The organism is Haemophilus sp. CCUG 60358 (genome assembly GCF_001679485.1).
In the GTDB taxonomy this organism is placed as follows: Bacteria; Pseudomonadota; Gammaproteobacteria; order Enterobacterales; family Pasteurellaceae; genus Haemophilus_D.
Genome location: NZ_LZOZ01000015.1, coordinates 48,245 through 65,775, shown reverse-complemented (window position 1 = coordinate 65,775; position 17,531 = coordinate 48,245). Strand labels below are relative to the sequence as shown.

Annotated in this window: 18 protein-coding genes; all 18 read left to right on the top strand. The window is 40.9% G+C overall.

The annotated features are described in order from the left end of the window. Nucleotides 1-27: 27 nt before the first annotated feature. A complete protein-coding gene (mltG, locus tag A9500_RS07440) occupies nucleotides 28-1,077 on the top strand; it encodes an endolytic transglycosylase MltG (RefSeq protein WP_065244452.1) in 1,050 nt (349 codons plus the stop codon). After that, nucleotides 1,077-1,709 (top strand): dTMP kinase, encoded by a 633-nt coding sequence (gene tmk, locus A9500_RS07435; protein WP_065244451.1) that lies wholly within the window; start codon nucleotides 1,077-1,079, stop codon nucleotides 1,707-1,709. Before mltG ends, tmk begins: the two co-directional genes overlap by 1 nt. Next, on the top strand, nucleotides 1,706-2,686 hold the full coding sequence (locus A9500_RS07430; RefSeq protein WP_065244450.1) for a DNA polymerase III subunit delta': 981 nt from the start codon (nucleotides 1,706-1,708) through the stop codon (nucleotides 2,684-2,686). The genes tmk and A9500_RS07430 overlap by 4 nt, the downstream gene beginning before the upstream one ends. Nucleotides 2,687-2,693: 7 nt before the next feature. Further along, complete coding sequence (locus tag A9500_RS07425; protein WP_065244449.1) at nucleotides 2,694-3,476, top strand: YchF/TatD family DNA exonuclease; 783 nt, start codon at nucleotides 2,694-2,696, stop codon at nucleotides 3,474-3,476. A 26-nt stretch (nucleotides 3,477-3,502) separates the two neighbouring features. Continuing rightward, on the top strand, nucleotides 3,503-4,027 hold the full coding sequence (locus A9500_RS07420; RefSeq protein ID WP_049371396.1) for a DUF1523 family protein: 525 nt from the start codon (nucleotides 3,503-3,505) through the stop codon (nucleotides 4,025-4,027). 112 nt (nucleotides 4,028-4,139) lie between these two features. Beyond that, on the top strand, nucleotides 4,140-5,450 hold the full coding sequence (locus tag A9500_RS07415) for a hemolysin family protein (protein WP_065244448.1): 1,311 nt from the start codon (nucleotides 4,140-4,142) through the stop codon (nucleotides 5,448-5,450). An 81-nt stretch (nucleotides 5,451-5,531) separates the two neighbouring features. After that, on the top strand, nucleotides 5,532-6,062 hold the full coding sequence (locus A9500_RS07410; protein WP_049369994.1) for a hypothetical protein: 531 nt from the start codon (nucleotides 5,532-5,534) through the stop codon (nucleotides 6,060-6,062). Nucleotides 6,063-6,136: 74 nt separating this feature from the next. Further along, nucleotides 6,137-7,657: a fused PTS fructose transporter subunit IIA/HPr protein gene (fruB, locus tag A9500_RS07405; protein WP_065244447.1), complete on the top strand. Its 1,521-nt coding sequence runs from the start codon at nucleotides 6,137-6,139 to the stop codon at nucleotides 7,655-7,657. A 3-nt stretch (nucleotides 7,658-7,660) separates the two neighbouring features. Beyond that, nucleotides 7,661-8,602: a 1-phosphofructokinase gene (fruK, locus tag A9500_RS07400; RefSeq protein ID WP_065244446.1), complete on the top strand. Its 942-nt coding sequence runs from the start codon at nucleotides 7,661-7,663 to the stop codon at nucleotides 8,600-8,602. Between the two features lie 4 nt (nucleotides 8,603-8,606). Continuing rightward, a complete protein-coding gene (locus A9500_RS07395; RefSeq protein ID WP_065244445.1) occupies nucleotides 8,607-10,283 on the top strand; it encodes a fructose-specific PTS transporter subunit EIIC in 1,677 nt (558 codons plus the stop codon). An 84-nt stretch (nucleotides 10,284-10,367) separates the two neighbouring features. After that, the gene (locus A9500_RS07390; RefSeq protein ID WP_014064432.1) at nucleotides 10,368-10,625 is read left to right on the top strand and encodes a succinate dehydrogenase assembly factor 2; all 258 of its coding nucleotides are present in this window, start codon (nucleotides 10,368-10,370) and stop codon (nucleotides 10,623-10,625) included. 117 nt (nucleotides 10,626-10,742) lie between these two features. After that, nucleotides 10,743-11,318 carry an RNA polymerase sigma factor RpoE gene (gene rpoE, locus A9500_RS07385; protein ID WP_014064431.1) on the top strand — a complete coding sequence of 192 codons (576 nt, stop codon included), beginning with the start codon at nucleotides 10,743-10,745 and terminating at the stop codon, nucleotides 11,316-11,318. Between the two features lie 21 nt (nucleotides 11,319-11,339). Then, nucleotides 11,340-11,921 (top strand): sigma-E factor negative regulatory protein, encoded by a 582-nt coding sequence (locus A9500_RS07380; RefSeq protein ID WP_049366672.1) that lies wholly within the window; start codon nucleotides 11,340-11,342, stop codon nucleotides 11,919-11,921. Nucleotides 11,922-11,991: 70 nt separating this feature from the next. Next, a complete protein-coding gene (gene rseB, locus A9500_RS07375) occupies nucleotides 11,992-12,936 on the top strand; it encodes a sigma-E factor regulatory protein RseB (protein WP_049373739.1) in 945 nt (314 codons plus the stop codon). Between the two features lie 135 nt (nucleotides 12,937-13,071). Continuing rightward, complete coding sequence (gene mobB, locus A9500_RS07370) at nucleotides 13,072-13,581, top strand: molybdopterin-guanine dinucleotide biosynthesis protein MobB (protein ID WP_065244444.1); 510 nt, start codon at nucleotides 13,072-13,074, stop codon at nucleotides 13,579-13,581. Continuing rightward, nucleotides 13,560-14,969 (top strand): MDR family MFS transporter, encoded by a 1,410-nt coding sequence (locus tag A9500_RS07365; protein WP_065244443.1) that lies wholly within the window; start codon nucleotides 13,560-13,562, stop codon nucleotides 14,967-14,969. Before mobB ends, A9500_RS07365 begins: the two co-directional genes overlap by 22 nt. Nucleotides 14,970-15,138: 169 nt before the next feature. Beyond that, complete coding sequence (locus tag A9500_RS07360; protein WP_065244442.1) at nucleotides 15,139-16,785, top strand: ABC transporter substrate-binding protein; 1,647 nt, start codon at nucleotides 15,139-15,141, stop codon at nucleotides 16,783-16,785. Nucleotides 16,786-16,851: 66 nt separating this feature from the next. Continuing rightward, entirely contained in the window at nucleotides 16,852-17,484 is a 633-nt protein-coding gene (gene pdxH, locus A9500_RS07355) for a pyridoxamine 5'-phosphate oxidase (protein ID WP_065244441.1), read from the top strand. The last annotated feature ends 47 nt before the right edge of the window (nucleotides 17,485-17,531 follow it).

Genomic DNA, 17,531 nt, shown 5'->3' with positions numbered 1-17,531 from the left:
TTGTCGTTTTTATAAAATGAGTGACGCATGAAAAAATTTTTTGTCTTTTTACTAATTCTTCTGCTAATTCTTGGCGGTGTTGGTTTTTGGGGTTATCAAAAACTAACGGAGTTTGTTCATACGCCGGTGAATGTCACGCAAGATCAATTGCTTACGATTGAGCGAGGCACTACGGGCAGTAAACTCGCAGCATTATTAGAGCAGGAAAAAATTCTTGAGCATGCTGATTTATTACCTTGGTTATTGAAATTACAACCTCAGCTCAACAAAGTGAAAGCGGGGACTTACTCTTTAACGGGCGTGAAAACGTTGCAAGATTTATTGGATATGATTAATTCTGGCAAGGAAGCGCAATTTAGTGTGAAGTTTATTGAGGGTAAGACGTTCAAGGAATGGCGTAAAAACCTTGAAAGCGCACCGCACTTAAAACAAACCTTGCAAGGTAAAAGTGATAAAGAAATTATGGCGTTATTAGATATTCCAGCCGTTGCAAAAGCCGTTTACGAATGGAATAACATGGATGGGTGGTTGTATCCAGATACCTATAATTACACCCCAAATTCGACTGATCTTGAATTATTAAAACGTTCAACTACTCGTTTACAAAAAGCCTTGGATAAAGCATGGGGTGAACGCGATGAAAATCTCCCATTAGCGGATCCGTATCAGATGTTGATTTTGGCTTCTATTGTGGAGAAAGAAACGGGGATTGCAGCGGAGCGCCCGCAAGTGGCTTCCGTATTTATTAATCGTTTAAAAGCCAATATGAAACTGCAAACTGACCCAACGGTGATTTATGGAATGGGTGAGAGTTATACCGGCAATATTCGTAAGAAAGATTTGGAAACGATAACCCCATATAATACCTATATGATTGAGGGATTACCGCCAACACCGATTGCGATGGTGAGTGAAAGTGCTTTGCAGGCCGTGGCTCATCCAGCAAAAACGGACTTTTATTATTTTGTTGCTGATGGAAGTGGTGGCCATAAATTTACTCGTAATCTGAACGAGCATAATAAAGCAGTGCAAGAATATTTACGTTGGTATCGTAGCCAACAAAAAGGAGCCAACTAATGCAAGGCAAATTTATCGTGATTGAAGGCTTGGAAGGTGCAGGTAAAAGTACCGCCATGCAAACGGTGGTGGATACATTAAAATCCCTTGGTGTAAATGATATCGTGTTTACTCGTGAGCCAGGCGGTACACCGTTAGCAGAGAAATTACGCCATTTAATCAAACATGAAACAGAAGAGCCAGTTACGGATAAAGCCGAATTATTGATGCTTTATGCGGCACGAATTCAATTGGTAGAAAATGTGATTAAGCCAGCATTGGCAGAAGGTAAAATTGTGCTAGGTGATCGACATGATATGTCTTCACAGGCCTATCAAGGCGGTGGGCGTCAGTTTGACCAAACGCTTATGGCTAATTTAAAAAATATGGTATTAGGCGATTTTGAGCCTGATTTTGTACTGTATTTAGACATTGATCCTGCAGAAGGGCTTGCTCGTGCTAGAGGTCGTGGTGAATTAGACCGCATTGAACAACAAGGACTCGATTTCTTCCATCGTACCCGCCAACGTTATTTGGAATTGGTGCAGAACAACCCGAAAGCCGCCATTGTTAATGCAGGTCAGCCTTTGGAACAAGTACAAGCAGACATTCAAAGTGCGGTCAAAAATTGGTGGGTTTCACAAACAAAATGAGCGAACTTTATCCTTGGTTAGTGCCTACTTATCACAAAATTAGCCAAACTTTTAGCGAAGGTTTGGGGCATCATGCATTATTGATTAAAGCTGATCAAGCTCTCGGTGCTGAAGGTTTGTTTGAGGCTTTAACAAAACGCATTATGTGTCAAACACCAGATAATGCACCTTGTGGGCATTGTCATGCTTGCCATTTAATGGCAGCGCACAGCCATCCTGATTTTCATGTTTTAGCCTCTCAAGAAGGCAAAGACATTGGTGTTGATCAGGTGCGGGCGATTAATGATGTTGTCAGCCAACACGCACAACAAAACGGCAATAAATTAGTATATATTCAAGATGCAGAACGTCTTACGGAAGCGGCAGCGAATGCATTGCTCAAAACCTTAGAAGAGCCACGTCCGAACACGTATTTCTTATTGCAAATAGAGCCTTCCTCTTCATTGTTAGCGACCATTTACAGCCGTTGCCAAGTGTGGAATGTGCCTTTGCCAACGGAAGCAGAAGCCTTAACTTGGCTTTCTTCTCAATTTCAAGCAGAAACATCAGAATTATTGACCGCACTTGCGATGAATTTGGGTCGTCCATTGTTAGCATTGGAAACACTCCAGCAAGGATTAATTGAACAACGGAAGAATTTCCTACGCCAATTTTGGCTGTTTTATCGTCGTCGTTCGCCTTTGGAAATTTTGCCTTTCTTTGAAAAAGAACGCACCGTACAGCAAGTAGATTGGATTTTAGCGTTTTTAAGCGATGCCATTAAATACAAACTCGAAATACAAAGTGGCTGGCAAACACTTGATCTTAAAACAGGTGTCACTCAATTTGCAGACGAGCAAACAGCGCTTGGGTTATTAACCGCAAATAAAATTATGCAAAAAGTACGCTCGGATTTACTCACTATCAACGGCGTTAACACAGAATTAATGTTATTAGATGGTTTGACAAAGTTAATTACCGACGTATTTAAGGACTAAATAAATTATGTTTATCGTAGATTCCCATTGCCATTTAGATGCATTGGATTATGAAAATTTACACAAAGATATTGCTGATGTAGTGGCTAAAGCCAATGCACGGGATGTGAAGCATTTACTCGCCATTGGCGTAACATTAAGCCGTTTTGAAAAAGCTTACCCTGAGTTAGCAAAATTTCCGAATGTGTCTTTGGCTTGTGGTGTGCATCCACTAGATCTTGAAGAAGAACCTTACGATGCAGAACGTTTATTACGTTTATCCCAAGATAAAAAAGTGATCTCAATTGGCGAAATCGGTTTAGATTATTATTACAGCGCGGATAATAAGGCATTGCAGCAAACGGTTTTTGCTGATCAAATCAGAATTGCTAATGAAGTGGATAAACCCGTGATTATTCATACGCGTTCAGCATCAGAAGATACCATTGCCATGTTGCGTGAGCACCATGCAGAAAAGTGCGGTGGATTAATTCATTGTTTTACGGAAACCTTGGATTTTGCGAAAAAGGCACTTGATTTAGGGTTTTATATTTCTTGTTCGGGCATTATTACCTTTAAAAACGCAGAAAGTATTCGCGAAGCCATTCGTTATGTACCAGCAGATCGTTTGTTAGTTGAAACGGATTCGCCTTACTTAGCACCCGTGCCTTATCGTGGCAAAGAGAACCAGCCTGCCTATACGCGAGAGGTGTGTGAATATGTGGCAGCGTTAAAAGGGTTGTCTATGGAAGAATTTGCACAAATTAGTACACAAAACTTCGAGCGTTTATTTAAAATTAATGTACAATAAATCATCGATTTAAATGAGAGAGTTTTATGCGTAAGTTTTTTAAGTACTTTTTATTTTTAGTAGTCTTTGTTTTCCACGGCTTTATGTTCGCGGTGGTAGACTACGTTTTCCCACACTATGATGTAACGCGAGTAACGGGTGTGGAAGTGAAACGTGTGGATAAAGATGGTCCGATTACAAAATCGAATCCGGCTGATGGTCCAACGCGCGATGTGTATTTTATCAATACACAAAATGATGATGGCAAAATCATGGTGTATCGTAATGAAGATACCCGTTGGGGTTTTCCATTCTACTTTAAATTTGGTTCAGCGAACTTACAGGCTCAGGTTCAAGCCTTGGGTAATGAAAACAAATTAGTGCAAATCAAGTATTACGGTTGGCGGATGACGATGTTCGATGAATATCGCAATGCCGTTGCAGTGAAAGAAATCAGTGGCGATGTGACACCAAGCCATCCGATTTTATCTTGGGTATTCTATGCTTTCTTATTAGTTACTCTTTTCCTTTCTATCCAATTTGTACGTGGCTGGTTCGACAGCGAAAATTAGCGTTTCTCAAATATGGGGCGTCATAGAACGCCCTCACAATTTAATAATAACATTTCTAACCTAAAAACCAGCGGTAAATTGACCGCACTTTAAAACCAATAAAGAGAACATTATGAGTTTATCTGCAGCGATTTTTATTTTAATCGTATTAATTATTGTCAGTGCAATCTTGTCATCAGCTGAGATTTCTCTCGCGGGTGCAAGACGCATTAAACTACAAACGTTGGCCAATGAAGGCAATATCAAAGCGGAGAAAGTTTTAAAATTACAGGAACAGCCAGGGCGTTTCATTACTGTAGTACAAATTGGACTTAATATGGTTGCCGTACTCGGTGGTGTGATTGGTGAAGCAACCATTAGTCTTCACTTACAGAGTTTTTTACATGAATACACTACGGCAGAATGGGTTGAGCCAGCCTCCTCTTGGATTGCTTTTTTCATGGTAACCACAACATTTGTTTTATTAGCCGATTTAATTCCGAAACGTCTCGCATTGATTAATCCTGAAGGTGTGGCGTTACGGACTATTGGCATTATGCAAGTCTTCATTTTCTTCTTAAAACCTATTGTATGGTTTTTTGATGGTCTTTCTAATATCTTCTTCCATTTAATGGGGATATCCACTAAGCGCGAAGATAATATGACTCCAGAAGACATTGTGGCGATTGTGGAGGCTGGTGCCGAAGCGGGCGTACTAAAAACACAAGAACATTATTTGATTGAAAACATCTTTGAAATGCAAGAGCGTACCGTGTCTTCAACCATGACGACTCGTGAAAACATCGTGTTTTTAGACCGCACTTTTACTCGTCAGGAAGTGTTGAATACCTTATCGGCTGACTCTCATTCTAAATTAGTGATCTGTGATAATGGTTTGGACAAGATTTTAGGTTATGTGGAATCCCATACTTTGTTGACGCTTTATCTTCAACAAGAAGTAGTAGATTTAACAGATAGCCGTTTATTACGCAAAGCGTTATTTATCCCAGATACGCTGTCGTTATACGAAGTATTGGAGTTGTTTAAATCTACGGGGGAAGATTTTGCGATTATCGTCAATGAATATGCGCTTGTAATGGGCTTAATTACCTTGAACGATGTGATGAGTATTGTGATGGGAGAATTGGTTTCTAACGAAGAAGAGCAAATCGTTAGCCGCGATGAAAACTCTTGGTTGATTGATGGGGCAACGCCACTTGAAGATGTGATGCGCGTTTTGGATATTGAATCTTTCCCTGATTCAGAAAATTACGAGACTATTAGTGGCTTTATGATGTATATGTTACGCAAAATTCCGAAAAAAACCGATTTTGTCGTATACGATAAATATAAATTTGAAGTCATTGATACCGAAAACTTCAAAATTGATCAAATTTTAGTTTCGATTGTCAAAGACAGCGGAGTGAGCAAAGAATCAGCGTAGTACTAGGTGTTACCTTGCTTAACTCCCCATTCTAAGTATAATTAACAGCGGTTTTAACCTCCTATAAATAAGGAAAATTTAATGTTTAAAAAAATCTCGATATTCTTTGTTGCAGTAATGCTTGCGGGTTGTTCTTCGATTTCAGATATGACCTCTTATATTCCGTTTATGGGTAAAGACAAAAAGGTCATTGATTTAGATAAAGATAAAATCGACCAAAAATCTTATGCCGCCGCTTATGAAGCCACTGTGGCAACCTATAAAGATCGTGTAACAAAAAATTTCTTTGTGGATAATTTTGCAAGTGGTGCGAATGACTGGTATCTCGGTCGTATTGTTGTACCAATCAAGCAAATTCAAGATAAACTCTACACAGGTGGTCATGATTCTGATGTGTATGCTTACTATAGCGGTGTGTTACATGCAGAAGCATTACAAACTAACTTCAGCCGTTTAAGTGCAAATTGTTGGCAAAAAGTGGATTCGCCAAGTGTGACGCAGGGGATCTACGATGCAATGCGTGATTTGCAAAAAGGCAAAGAGCGCGGTGAAAATGACGCCTATATTTCCCAAGGCAGCGAAATGCTACTCAAAGCCTGTACTGGCCAATAATCAATTTGAGCTGTTGATGAGTGATCTTATCAGCAGCTTTTCTTTTTTTAAATCATCAATGTGAAGGAGCAAGAATGTTAGAACTTTCGGAAAGCAACATTCATTTAAATGCTACGGCAACAAATAAGCTGCAAGCTATTGAAATGGCTGCAAGCGCGTTAGAGCAAGCTGGCAATGTTGAACAAGGCTATTTGCAAGGTATGCTTGGACGTGAACAACAAACCTCCACTTTTTTAGGCAATGGGATTGCAATTCCACACGGTACATTAGAAACCCGTTCAATGGTGAAAAAAACCGGTGTACAAGTTTTCCAATTTCCACAAGGTATTGAGTGGGGAGAAGGCAATATTGCTTATGTTGTGATTGGTATTGCTGCCCGTTCTGATGAGCATCTTGCTTTACTTCGTCAATTAACGCATGTTTTAGGTGATGAAGACACTGCGGCACAGTTAGCGACATTAACAGATGTTGAAAAATTCCGTGCGATTTTGTTAGGTGAAAGCGATGCTTTTAGCATGACTGAAGAAACATTAAGCTTAGATATTGAAACGCAAAGTTTGCTCACCCTTACCGCCATCAATGCAGGCAAATTACAACAGCAAAGTGCGGTTGAAAATAGCTTTGTTTCTGAAGTAGTCTCCAATTCTGCTCTGCCACTTGGCAAAGGGTTATGGGTAACCGATGCCGTATCAGGTAACTTGAAAAATGCGTTGGCATTCAGTCGTGCGAAAACCATTTTTAATCATAATGGCAAAGCGGTGAAAGGTGTGTTGACGATTTCGGCTGTCAGTGACCAAATCAATGAGACATTAGCGCGTTTATTGGATGATGAAGTCCAAAATATTTTATTAAGTGGTAATGCGCAGCAAATTTTGACCGCACTTAATGGCGGTAAAGTGCCGGCTTCGCTAGCTACTCAATCTGAAGACCAAATCGCGACAGGTGCAGTGATTGGTACCTTTACTATTCGTAATGAACATGGCTTACATGCTCGCCCAAGTGCAGTGCTTGTTAATGAGGTGAAAAAATTCGCCTCCAAGATTACCGTACAAAATCTTACTCGAGAAACCGCACCGGTTAGTGCAAAAAGCTTGATGAAAATTGTGGCATTAGGTGTCACTCAAGGTCATCGCTTACGTTTTGTTGCAGAAGGGGATGATGCGAAACAAGCCATTGAAGCCTTAGGTAAGATTATTGCAAGTGGACTTGGTGAAAGCGTATCAGCTGTGCCACCAGCTGAACCAGATACCATTGAAGTAAGCAGTGATCACGCACCACAAATTCACGAAGAAAAAACAGGTTTACCAGCAGATGCCATTGAAGCCGTATTTATGATTCGTAATGAACACGGTTTACATGCCCGTCCAAGTGCGGTGCTTGTTAATGAAGTGAAAAAATACAATGCATCTGTTGCGGTACAAAACTTAGATCGTGACACCCAATTAGTCAGTGCGAAAAGCCTAATGAAAATTGTGGCGCTCGGTGTCGTGAAAGGTCACCGCTTACGTTTTGTGGCGAGCGGTGAAGAAGCTCAACAAGCGATTGACGGTATCGGTGCAGTCATTGAAAGCGGTTTAGGTGAAGGTAAGGAGTAAGTGATGGCAAAAGTAGCAACAATTACCTTAAATGCCGCTTACGATTTAGTCGGGCGTTTGCCGCGTATTGAAATCGGCGAAGTGAACACTGTTGAAACACTTGGTCTTTTCCCTGCAGGCAAAGGTATCAATGTCGCTAAGGTATTAAAAGATTTGAGCGTAGATGTCGCGGTTGGTGGCTTCTTAGGTGAAGACAACGTGGGTGATTTCGAAACTCTATTTAAAAAACAAGGCTTAGAAGACAAATTTCATCGCGTAGCAGGTAAAACTCGCATTAACGTAAAAATTACGGAAACCGAAGCCGATGTGACGGACCTAAATTTCTTAGGTTATCAAATCACCCCAGAAGCTTGGCAGCAATTTACAGCAGATTCATTAGCGTATTGTCAAAACTTTGACATTGTTGCGGTTTGCGGCAGTTTACCGCGTGGTGTCAGTCCTGAATTGTTTGCGGATTGGCTTAATCAGTTGCATCAAGCTGGTGTGAAAGTCGTATTAGATAGCAGTAATGCGGCACTTACAGCAGGTTTGAAAGCCCATCCTTGGTTGGTAAAACCAAATCATCGCGAATTAGAAGCGTGGATTGGCCACCCACTAAATTCTCTTGATGAAATTATTGTGGCGGCTAAAAAACTTAAAGCAGAAGGTATTGCTAACGTCATTATTTCGATGGGCGCGAATGGTTCTTTATGGCTGAGTGATCAAGCTGTTATTCAAGCTCAACCACCTAAATGTGAAAACGTGGTGAGCACCGTAGGGGCTGGTGATTCTATGGTGGCAGGCTTAATTTACGGTATCGAAAAAGGCTTATCTCAAGCGGAAACCTTAGCATTTGCGAGTGCGGTTTCTGCCTTTGCCGTTTCGCAAAGTAATGTGGGCGTGAGCGATATCGACTTGCTTGAGCCAATTCTGGCGAATGTCAAAATTTCTGTGATTGAAGGATAATGTAATGAATTTGTTTTTAACTCAATCCCCGCAAATTGGTGCGGCAAAATCCTATTTACTTCGCCAAGCATTGAGCATGGCAGCGAAAAAAGCCAATCATACTGTGGTTGAGCAAGCCAAAGATGCGGATTTAGTGATTGTTTTCGGATCTACTTTGCCAAACTCTGCTGAACTTGTGGGCAAAAAAGTCTTTTTAGCCAATGAAGATGCGGCGATCGCTTCCCCTGAAGTCACGCTGACGAATGCACTCAATCAAGCAGTGGACTATGTTCAACCCGCTCAAAGTGCGGTTGGATTTGGTGGCGTTTCTGACGTCAAAAATATTGTCGCGGTTACAGCTTGCCCGACGGGTGTTGCGCATACCTTTATGTCTGCTGAAGCCATTGAAACCTATGCAAAAAAACAAGGTTGGCAGGTAAAAGTCGAAACCCGTGGCCAAGTGGGCGCAGGTAATGAAATTACCCCAGAAGAAGTCGCTGCGGCAGATTTAGTCTTTGTTGCGGCCGATATTGATGTGCCGTTAGATAAATTCCAAGGTAAACCGATGTATCGTACGTCGACGGGTTTAGCGTTAAAGAAAACCGCACAGGAATTTGATAAGGCATTCAAAGAAGCTAAAATTTATGAAGGCGGCGCAGCAAAATCTTCTGCTAAATCAGAAGAAAGCGGCGAGAAAAAAGGCGTCTATAAACATTTGATGACAGGTGTATCGCACATGTTGCCATTGGTGGTTGCTGGTGGCTTATTAATTGCGATTTCCTTTATGTTTGGTATCGAAGCCTTCAAAGATGAAACAATTTTCCATGGTATTCCAAAAGCCTTAATGGATATCGGTGGCGGTGCAGCATTCCACTTGATGATCGCAGTATTTGCTGGCTATGTGGCCTTTTCTATCGCAGACCGTCCGGGGCTTGCGGTAGGTCTTATTGGCGGTATGTTAGCCACCACAGCCGGTGCAGGGATTTTAGGTGGGATTATCGCGGGTTTCTTAGCGGGTTATGTGGTGAAAGGATTAAATGCAACCATTAAATTGCCAGCAAGTTTAACTTCCTTAAAACCGATTCTAATTCTCCCGCTCTTTGGTACCTTGATTGTCGGCCTTGCCATGATTTATGTGATCAACCCACCGGTTTCACAAATTATGACCACCTTAAGCGATTGGTTAAAATCCATGGGTGAAGTCAATGCGATGGTGTTAGGTGCGATTATCGGTGCGATGATGTGTATTGATATGGGTGGTCCAGTAAACAAAGCGGCTTATACGTTCTCTGTGGGAATGTTAGCCTCTCAAGTTCACACTCCAATGGCTGCCGCTATGGCTGCCGGTATGGTGCCGCCAATTGGTATGGCGGTTGCAACTTGGATTGCTCGCAGTAAATTTACCAGTAATCAACGTGATGCAGGTAAAGCTTCTTTTGTCTTAGGTTTATGCTTTATCTCTGAAGGGGCATTGCCGTTTGTGGCTGCCGATCCATTGCGTGTGATTATTAGCTCGGTGATCGGTGGTGCAACTGCGGGTGCGATTTCAATGGCATTAAATATTTCTCTGCAAGCACCACATGGTGGTTTATTTGTGATTCCGTTTGTCTCTGAACCATTACTCTACTTAGGTGCAATTGCAACAGGGGCATTATTAACCGGCGTGGTTTATGCGGTGATTAAGCCGAAGGCGACAGAATAATCGATTCTTTGATTAAAAAGTGCGGTAATTTTTAACCGCACTTTTCATTTATCAGGTATAATTACAATGATTTAGGGAGAAATTATGGATAAATACAATAAACTCCGCATTGAATGGGATTGTCGTCGAGGTATGCTTGAGTTGGATAAAATCATCATGCCTTTTTATAAAGCGCATTTTGACCAACTGACTGACGACAAAAAAGATATTTTTATTCGTTTACTTGCCGCCACGGATTTACAACTTTTTTCGTGGTTTTTTAATGGCAGTCAATCAGACGATGCCGAAGTGCAAGCGATGGTTGAATATATCCAAGATGTGCAGAAAACGAATGTCCGTTAATTTTTTTGAAATTTTTTATACATAAGGAACTTTTCAATTTTAACTCTGTCTGATAAAGCAACAATAGCTTGCTGTCTTGAATATATGAAGGCGTGTTAGACGTAGCATAGGAGATATATGGCTGAACAGCTAACAGATCAGGCTTTGGTAGAAAGAGTGCAGCAAGGCGATAAAAAAGCCTTTAATTTATTGGTTTCTCGTTATCAAAATAAAGTAGCCGGACTTTTAACCCGCTACATTTCTCATAACGACATTCCAGATGTTGTACAAGAATCCTTTATTAAGGCCTATCGTTCCATTGAATCCTTTCGGGGCGATAGTGCATTCTACACTTGGCTATATCGAATTGCCGTTAATACGGCAAAGAATTACTTAACGGCACAGGGGCGCCGTCCACCGAGCGAAGATATTTTGGCTGAAGATGCCGAAAGCTACGATGTGGGAACTCATCTACGTGATGTAGATACCCCTGAAAATGAAATGTTATCTAGCGAATTAGAAAAAGTGGTATTTGATACCATTCACAGTTTGCCAGAAGATTTAAGAACCGCGATTACCCTGCGTGAGCTTGAAGGGTTAAGTTACGAAGAAATCGCAGAAATAATGGATTGCCCAGTAGGCACTGTACGTTCTCGCATTTTCCGTGCTCGGGAAGTGATTGAGAACAAAATACAACCGCTTATGCAACGTTAAAATAAAGTCGGAGTTTATAAAATGCAAAAAGAGTTACTTTCAGCCTATATGGATGGAGAAGAAGTCAGTGCCGAGTTGACGGAACAACTTTGTCAGGATAAAGATTCACAAGAATCTTGGGCGGCGTATCACACAGTAAGAGCAGTTATGCGTAAAGAGTCACCAGTATTATTAGGTGCTGATTTTACCGCGAAAATGGCTGATTTAATTGAATTAGAAGAAGTAAAACACGTTGAGATTACTGTTTCTCAACCAACACCAGAAGAAGCAGACAGCTTACCATTCGTGCAAAAATTAAAAGCATTCTTTGCACCAATGACACAAATTGCGGTGGCTGCAGGTGTGTGTTTAGTGGCAGTAGTAGGTGTGCAATCATTTAATGCGAAAAGCACGTCGGTTACACCAGAAAACCCTGTTTTACAAACCTTACCATTTAACAGTTCAGTTCAAGAAGTAAGTTACAACGCTCCGACCAAAGATGTAGCCACTTCGGAACAGGTTGAGCAAAAAAATCGCCGTATTGGTACGATGTTGCAAAACTATGAATTACAGCGTCGTATGCATGCAGATAGCTTAAATGTGGGTAGCAACCAAGCGAAATAATTACAGCAATTAATCGATAATTCACCACCTTAGGCGTGGTGAATTTTTTTATGGATCAATTGATTTATTTATGAAAAAAACGTTTCTCAAATTAACCGCACTTTTAGGCTTATTCCTGTTACCTTTTACGGCATTTGCAGAAGAGCCAATTCAGTCATTAAATAAAATGTCGCAAGCCATGCGAGATTTAAATTATGAGATTGCTTTTGTGCAAACTACACCAACGAATATGGACTCGTTCCGTTATCGCCATATTAAACAAGGGCAAAAAGTGTATGCACAGTTGGTGACATTAGATGGTGAACAGCAAGAAATCATCCAGCGCGGTAATTTAGTCAGCTATTTCCAGCCAGGTTCACGTGCTTTCACGATTAACAGTGGTGAGATTGTGGATGCGCTTCCGGCAGTGATTCGTACTGATTTTAGTAAGCTGAGTCAGAATTATGATTTTATTAAGCTTGGAAAAGACCGAATTGCAGGCCGATTCGTCGATACCATTCGAATTGTGCCAAAAGACGATTTTCGTTATCAATATCTCGTTTTCTTAGATGAAGAAAATGGTTTGTTATTGCGTGGCGATATGCTTGATCGCGAAGGCAAATTATTGGATCAATTCCGCGTGGTGACGTTATATATAGATGATCGTCTACGAGGTTTAACCGATTACCTTAATAAGGTGTCAGTGCCGCCACTTTTAAATGAAGGAAAACAAGAATCATCCCTTTCAATCAATTGGAAAACTGATTGGTTACCACAAGGGTTTGATTTAATTCGCCAGAATCAAGATGTGATAGACGGTGAAGTAATTGAAAATGCGTTATTTAGTGATGGTCTTTTCACTTTTACACTTTATATCAATAAAGCGGATAGCACCGCTGCAAAAGAAAACACGTGGAAACAAGGGGCTTACACGATTTACAGTGAAGTCATAGGCGATAAAGAAATTACCTTTATCGGACAGCTTCCAATTGCTGCAGCGAAACGAATTGTACAAGGTGTAACATTCCTAAAATAATTCAGTAGCAGTGAGAAAGTTGCTATTTTGTTTCCCCTTGCTATACTTTCTTCACCTAATGGATTTTGATAGCTAAACCCCGTCCTGCGGGGTTTTGTTTTATCAAGTGCGGTCATTTTTCTTAAGGTTTTTACAATGAATAATCCCCTTCCTCTTCTTGGCATTACAGGTTACAGCGGTAGTGGCAAAACCACATTGCTGGAAAAATTGCTTCCTCAATTAATTAAAAAAGGCCTACGTGTTTCAGTGATTAAACACAGCCATCACAACGCTCATGTGGATAAAGAAGGAAAAGACAGTTGGCGAATGAAAGAGGCGGGGTCTGCGCAAGTTATTATGGCTTGTGATAATCGTTGGGCATTGATGACAGAAACCCCTCAAGAGCCGGTTTCATTAGCCTATTTAAGCCAACAGTTTGATCGTCATTTAACGGATCTAGTTTTGGTGGAAGGATTTAAACAAGAACCCATTCCAAAGATTCTATTGCATCGACAAGAGATGACAAAACCGTTGCCGGAATTAGATGAAAACGTGTTAGCTTTAGCAACAAATTATTCGCTTGAAACTGACCGCACTTTATTAGATATTAATCACATTGAACAAATCGCTGAATTTATTTATCAATGGTGGAAAAAGACGCAGTAATAGAACGTCAGCATTATAAAGGACTGGCTTGGGTGGCTTCCATGGCTTTGTTTATGCAAAGCTTGGATGCGACTATTTTAAATACTGCCTTACCCACCATCGCAACAGATCTGCAAACCCCCGTCTTTGAAATGCAAATGGCGATTATTGCCTATTCTCTTGCCGTAGCCTTATTTATTCCTTTAACCGCTTGGGCGGCAGCTAAATTTGGTACGCTTACCGTTTTCCGTTCAGCTGTTTTTACCTTCGTATTTGGTTCAGTCGCCTGTGCAATGGCAACTTCTCTCGAAACCCTTGTGCTTGCACGGATTCTCCAAGGTGTTGGTGGAGCATTTATGATGCCGGTTGCTCGACTTGCGATTATTCAAACCGTACCCAAAAATCAATTAATTAATGCCTGGAATTTAATGGCAACAGCGGGATTGATTGGCCCGATTCTTGGCCCGATTTTAGGTGGTTGGCTTGTGGTGCATACGTCATGGCATTGGATTTTCTTAATCAATATTCCTATTGGCATGTTAGGCTTCTGGGCGGCGGCTAAAGTGATGGGAAATCATAAGGGTAATGCGAATAAGTTAGACTGGACAGGCTTTTTACTCTTTGCATTTGGTTTAGTCGGTTTAACGCTCGGGCTTGATTTACTGGGCGAAAGTCACCGTGACAATATGACTACATATAGTGCATTGTCGATTGGTATTGCATTATTGGTGGCCTATTATTTTTATGCAAAAGGTAATGAACGTGCCATTTTACCTTTATCTCTTTTCAATACGAGAACATTCCGATTAGGTATTGCAGCCAATATCTTTATTCGCCTTTCCGGTTCGGCTGTGCCGTTCTTATTACCATTAATGTTCCAACTTTCTTTTGGCTATTCAGCTGAAGAGTCAGGCTGGTTGCTTGCACCCATTGCGTTAATGTCTGTCGTATTTAAACGTTTTATTGGGCATATTTTAAATATGCTAGGTTATAAAACTACGTTAATTTTATCGTCACTTTTAATGGCTGGTTCAACAGTTTCCATGTCATGGCTTGATACCACATCATCAACGACGTGGATTATATGTAATCTGATGTGGTATGGTGCCTGCATGTCGATGATTTTTACCTCAATTAACACACTTACCGTTGGCGATCTATCACAGGAACAAAGTGGTGCAGGTTCAACCTTATTGAGTATTGTGCAACAAGTGGGTATTGGGTTTGGTATCGCGGTGGCATCCATTATTTTAACGTTATATCGTCAATTTATTGGTAATGAAGGGGGTGCATTACAACATGCTTTCAGTTACACGTTTCTGACCACTTCTGTTTTTGCGATCGCATTAGTTTGGATATTGAGCTATTTGCACAAAACAGACGGGGATCATTTGCGGAAAAAACGCTGATATTGAATACCTTAGTTTAATTTGTTATAAGAAAGATCATTTTCTTATTTTGTAAAAGTTTGACTTGCTTATATCTTAAGTAAAATTTTTATATACAGGGTGGATTCAAATCTACCACAATTGATGGTTGGGTAAGCGAGAAACTTACCTTGCAAAGAAAGGACAACTTATGAAACTAAAAGCGACATTAACACTTGTTGCAGCAAGTTTGTTTTTAGCTGCTTGTGATCAATCTGGTTCTGCAGCAAAAGAAACTACGAAAGCAGAAACAGCTAAACCTTCAGGCAATAACACATTTGTGTACTGTACGGCAAAAGCACCACTTGGCTTTAGCCCGGCATTGGTAATGGAAGGCACATCTTACAATGCGAGTTCACAGCAAGTGTATAACCGCTTGGTTGAATTCAAAAAAGGTTCAACTGACCTTGAGCCAGCCTTAGCTGAAAGCTGGGAGATCAGTGACGATGGTTTAACTTACACGTTCCATTTGCGTAAAGGGGTGAAATTCCATACGACAAAAGAATTTACGCCAACACGTGATTTTAATGCGGATGATGTGATCTTTTCTTTCCAACGTCAGTTAGATCCTAACCACCCTTATCACAACGTATCGAAAGGGACTTATCCGTATTTCAAAGCGATGAAATTCCCAGATTTATTAAAATCAGTTGAGAAAGTGGATGACAGCACTGTTCGTATTACTTTGAATAAAAAAGATGCGACTTTCTTAGCAAGCTTGGGGATGGACTTTATCTCTATTTACTCAGCTGAATATGCAGATGCGATGTTGAAAGCGGGTAAACCAGAAACAATCGATAACAAACCGGTAGGTACAGGTCCGTTTATTTTTGTGGATTACAAAACTGACCAAGCGGCACAATATGTAGCGAATGAAACTTATTGGAAAGGTCGTACACCACTTGATCGTTTAGTGATTAGCATCGTACCCGATGCAACGACGCGTTATGCGAAGTTACAAGCAGGTTCTTGTGATTTAATTCTCTTCCCGAACGTGGCGGATTTAGCCAAAATGAAAACTGATCCGAAAGTACAGCTTTTGGAACAAAAAGGTTTGAACGTGGCATATATCGCATTCAATACGGAAAAAGCACCGTTTGATAACGCGAAAGTACGCCAAGCATTGAACTATGCTGTAGATAAAAAAGCCATTATTGAAGCGGTTTATCAAGGTGCAGGTACTGCAGCGAAAAACCCATTGCCACCAACAATTTGGAGTTATAACAACGAAATCCAAGATTATCCGTATGATCCAGAGAAAGCGAAACAGCTTTTAGCGGAAGCAGGTTATCCAAACGGTTTTGAAACGGACTTCTGGATTCAACCAGTGGTGCGTGCGTCTAACCCAAATCCAAAACGTATGGCTGAACTTGTGATGGCTGACTGGGCAAAAGTGGGTGTAAAAGCAAATCCAGTAACGTTTGAATGGGCAGACTATCAAAAACGTGCTAAAGCAGGTGAATTAACGGCAGGTATCTTCGGTTGGTCAGGTGATAACGGTGATCCGGATAACTTCCTTTCTCCATTACTTGCAAGTGCTAACGCTGGTAACTCAAACTTTGCTCGTTTCAAAAATGCAGAATTTGATGCCTTATTAGATAAAGCGATTGGCTTAACTAATAAAGAAGAACGTGCAGCACTTTATAAACAAGCACAAGTGATTTTCCATGAACAAGCACCATGGATTCCAGTTGCTCACTCTATTGGTTTCGCACCACTTAGTCCTCGCGTAAAAGGCTACGTACAAAGTCCATTCGGCTACGATGCATTTTATGGCGTGAGTGTTGATGGTAAATAATTAACGGACTATACTAGCCCTTGCAGTTGCAAGGGCTTTTTGTTTTCAAGCAAAAGGAGAAAGAAAATGGACTTACATGATATTCGTGAAGATTATTGCAAACAGGCGCTTTCTCAGCATGATTGCGATCCCAATCCAATAAAACAATTTGAAAAATGGCTCAACGAAGCGATTACGGCTAAAGTCAATGAGCCAACAGGTGTTAATGTTGCGACAGTCAATGAAGAGGGCCGTCCAACAAGTCGAATGGTACTGTTGAAAGAAGTGAATGAACAAGGCTTTGTATTTTTTACGAATTATCACAGCCGAAAAGGTCGCGCCATAGAACATAATCCTTTCGTTGCCCTAACATTCTTTTGGCCTGAATTAGAACGTTCTATTCGTATTGAGGGCAAAGCTGAAAAAATCTCGCCTGAACAATCAGATGAATATTTTGCGACTCGCCCTTACACCAGCCGAATTGGCGCTTGGGCCAGCGAGCAAAGTGCAGTCATTTCTAGTCACAAATCTTTATTAGCGAAAGCTGCTCTGATTGCAGCAAAACACCCATTAAACGTACCTCGTCCACCACATTGGGGCGGTTATCTTGTGATTCCTGATCGCATTGAATTCTGGCAAGGTCGCCCAAGTCGTTTACATGACCGAATTTGTTATTTATTCAATGATGGAAAATGGGAGAGAGAGCGGTTATCGCCGTAAGTTTCTTCAAAAACATGTAAAAAAATAACCGCACTTTGATTCCTCAA